Raw genomic sequence first — 3,224 nt, 5'->3', positions numbered from 1 at the left:
TGTGCCACCTATCGTGTAGCCGCCACCGACACTGACCTCTTGCTGTTTGGCGTCGTAGCGGTCACTGTCTTGCTCACTTTGTAAGGTGAGGTCACGACCGACATTGACGGCGTCGCTGTTTAAAATACGTTTCTGTTTGCATTAGGCGTAATTTTGGATTGATTGAATGAGAAGGGGAGGAAATCTATCTTTGTGCCATGGCTAAGCGCGATTGTAGTGTAAAAACACCGCGACTAAAGAAGAAAGGGTTAAAACCAGACAGTATACCGTGGGTTACGCCCCGAACCGCGGTAAACCCAACCCTAGCCCGCAACTCACCTTACGCGGTAAGTCGTTGAATAAGCCGGGTTTTTGGCAGGTAATCACTACACCCTCACTCGCCAAGCCGGACAGTTGATTATCCGGCTGGCTGAGGGGGAGTGAGACGGCTAAGGCGATCCCAGTGTGGGGCTGGGATCTTTATTTTAATCATCTGTGACTATGAAACCTTCAGTCCAACCATCACGATTCAATTTGTGAGGAAAAATACTAAAATCATCTGGATAGTCAATAAAACCGGGTTGGCTTTCAACTCGCTTCTTTGCTTCTTCTGCTAGTTCCATCGTCGTGTATATTCCTATTAGTTTTTCATCCTCTGAATTCTCGTCTTCACGAATATGATATAAAAGATAAACTGTTGTCATAAATTTTCCCTCAAATTACTTAGGATCTACGAAAGCCCTATCGCCCCATTTTCTTATTTTATTAAATTCTGTATTTGGCCCTTTATCATAATTTCCTTTGCCATACTTATTATCTAATAAACGCTCAGCGAACTTATTTCCATTCTCACCAACTTTAGGCCTTTCTCCTTTAGCCCAACTAGGGACTTCTTTAGAACCTTCCTTTCCACTTATACCTGGTTTAGGTACCTTTGATTTTTCTGAAAGAAGAACTATATCGTCTAACGTCGTATTATCTGGCAAAGGTGTTATATGAGTATTATCAATACGTTCAGGAATTTGATCTCCGCCAGTGTCAGTCCGTCCTTGTTCCGGTATTTGATTCCCACCGGTGTCTATTGGACCTCGTTCTGGAATCTGCTTTCCACCTGTATCTATTGGGCCACGCTCAGGAATTTGGTCGCCGCCAGTATGAGGTTTAACTCCTATGTTGTTATCCCACGTTTGACTTGTTCCATAAAGTTCATACGTTTCCAATACCACTTTTTTGAAAGCTTCATCTCCTGCCGGATCAGCAAGAGCTAGCCTAATTGCATTTCCTTCACCAAATGGCGATAAGCTCGATAAAAAGTCTTCGGCCTGAGTTTGCGTTAACCCTAATTGACTCATTAATACTTCAGGGGCTGTCGTAGTAACTGGAGCACCAATAGTGCTAGGTCGTACTAACCACCACGCAGCTTTTGACAAGTTGTTATTCTCAACAACAACTCACTCCATTGCGAAACGGGCGGATAAAACAACTTTTTCCTTGTATATTCAATCAATTACAAGTTTATTTTTCCAGTGCATTTTACTTGTCGAACACAAGTGCCCCGACGTGCGTTTTTTAGCCTAAAAAGGGATAAAGCAGAATTAAAACCAAACGCTATACAATGGATTCCTCCCAAACGAGGTAAACCCAACCCCAACCCAAGGCTCACCTTAAGTGGTAAGTGGTTGAGTGAGCTAAGGTTTACGGTGGGCAGCAGCATCACTCTCACCCGCCAAGCCGGACAGTTGGTTATCCGGTTGGCTGAGAACGAATAAGATCATTAAGGAGATCCCAGTATAGAATTGGGATCTCTATATTTTTAGTAATAACTAACTGATTGCCTCAAAAAAATTACTTATTTCTTCTTGTGTTAGTTTATCCAATAACATACTTGTGATGTTTTTTTTGTCATTAATACCCACATAAAATCTGTCACTACATTTTATCCAATTAATTTCTTCCTCGTTCTTTGCAATATTTAGCATTATAGACGTTGGTGATACTATTGCCTGAATATCAAAATCAAAATCATCGATAAAACGTTGGCTAAAACTATTGTTATTCTGAGATTTCCATATTTCTAAATTAACAACTGGAATTCCCGAGCTATCTACTAATAGTTTTTCTAAAGCCGTATCAACCTTGTGAACACATTCAGGGTTTATAATCACTAATGTTATCGCCGATAAAAAACCATTTTCAGGTAATACCGCTATCTCTAGTAAACTTTTCTTACCATTCCCTAATCTATAATATAAAGGAACATTTCCAATTGTATCGAATAGTTTTATATCAATAGGTACATATCCATCAATACTGATATCTATATATTTAGATTTATTAATAACACTATCAATAGTTAATTTCATCATTTATACAACGCATGTTTTAATACAGGATAAGGGTCTGTTGGTCGCTGACTGAAGACTAATTCCCAGCGGCCAACTTGTACTTTTTCATTATGCTTAAATCCTTGTAAGGACGCTTCTTTAACCGCCCCTTGAAGACTAGCCAACATAGCTTGACTTCCCTCTGAGGTACTATGGGACAATCCATTTCGTGTCAAATACTCTCCCATATGTTTTGTTGCATTAGGGTTAACCCAAATAGTTTGACCATTGACTGTCATTTCAAAAGATTTAGGAATCGACGTTCCTGGAATCTGAGGCTGAGTTGCTTTAATCGAACTCCAGACTGTGTCATAGTCACTTGGCAATGAACCACTATTAAATTGCCCACTAGGGTGATTAACATCTACAACTTTCCCTGTTTCTTTAAAGCTATACTCACCTTTCCCTACATCCCAACTTGGCATTTCTTTGCCGCTTTTCGCAAATGCCAAATAAGCTTTCGCCGCGGTAAATTGTAATGCCTTAGCTGTTGTTGTTGGAGGTGAGCCACTTAATATTTCGGCGGCTTTCTCTGGGGTCATTTGCTCATTAGACCAAAATACGTCTAATGGAATACCAACCATACTCCCCCATGCTTCAAGGAAGCCTCTTGCAGGATCTTGTCCTTCTGGGTGATCACCTTTCGCAAAGTCATTTAGAGCAGCATTAACATCATGAATGCTATACCCTTTCTTTTCCATTGATTCGGCGAGTGTGAACGCAGAGCCACCATAATCAGCCATACCCGTTGGCAGATCTTTTTCACTAAAAAAGTTATTCTCAACCGCATTCTTCGCTGCTTGCGAGCCAGTAATTGCACCCGCCACATCACCCGTAGTAAGACCACCCGCTAATCCTGCT

General features: G+C 40.9%; 6 protein-coding genes and 1 pseudogene. 2 read left to right on the top strand and 5 right to left on the bottom strand.

The genetic code is table 11. From position 1 onward, the window contains the following. Positions 1 to 108, bottom strand: a pseudogene (locus PSE83_RS20455) (hemagglutinin repeat-containing protein); the annotation flags it as partial. Positions 109 to 268: 160 nt separating this feature from the next. On the opposite strand from PSE83_RS20455, the gene PSE83_RS20390 reads away from it, so the two are divergent. Then, positions 269 to 397, top strand: coding sequence for a hypothetical protein (locus PSE83_RS20390; RefSeq protein ID WP_336298226.1), 129 nt, complete (start codon positions 269 to 271; stop codon positions 395 to 397). A 67-nt stretch (positions 398 to 464) separates the two neighbouring features. Here the strand turns inward: PSE83_RS20390 and PSE83_RS20340 are convergent, their stop codons facing one another. Together PSE83_RS20340 and PSE83_RS20335 are read right to left on the bottom strand one after the other, a co-directional pair. Continuing rightward, entirely contained in the window at positions 465 to 683 is a 219-nt protein-coding gene (locus PSE83_RS20340) for a DUF7336 domain-containing protein (RefSeq protein ID WP_272574478.1), read from the bottom strand. 15 nt (positions 684 to 698) lie between these two features. Next, positions 699 to 1,409, bottom strand: coding sequence for a hypothetical protein (locus PSE83_RS20335; protein WP_272661064.1), 711 nt, complete (start codon positions 1,407 to 1,409; stop codon positions 699 to 701). A gap of 96 nt (positions 1,410 to 1,505) precedes the next feature. On the opposite strand from PSE83_RS20335, the gene PSE83_RS20330 reads away from it, so the two are divergent. Beyond that, on the top strand, positions 1,506 to 1,748 hold the full coding sequence (locus PSE83_RS20330; RefSeq protein ID WP_336298225.1) for a SymE family type I addiction module toxin: 243 nt from the start codon (positions 1,506 to 1,508) through the stop codon (positions 1,746 to 1,748). A gap of 54 nt (positions 1,749 to 1,802) precedes the next feature. Here the strand turns inward: PSE83_RS20330 and PSE83_RS20325 are convergent, their stop codons facing one another. Together PSE83_RS20325 and PSE83_RS20320 are read right to left on the bottom strand one after the other, a co-directional pair. Further along, on the bottom strand, positions 1,803 to 2,345 hold the full coding sequence (locus tag PSE83_RS20325; protein ID WP_272661062.1) for a hypothetical protein: 543 nt from the start codon (positions 2,343 to 2,345) through the stop codon (positions 1,803 to 1,805). After that, positions 2,342 to 3,224 (bottom strand): VENN motif pre-toxin domain-containing protein (locus tag PSE83_RS20320; RefSeq protein ID WP_272661061.1); only part of this gene is annotated, 883 nt, incomplete at its 5' end. The genes PSE83_RS20325 and PSE83_RS20320, both read right to left, overlap by 4 nt.

The sequence above is a fragment of the Providencia sp. PROV150 genome, from assembly GCF_028481025.1.
GTDB classification, from domain to species: Bacteria; Pseudomonadota; Gammaproteobacteria; order Enterobacterales; family Enterobacteriaceae; genus Providencia; species Providencia hangzhouensis.
The sequence above is the reverse complement of the archived record's forward strand: the minus strand, read 5'-3'. Positions and strand labels throughout refer to the sequence as shown.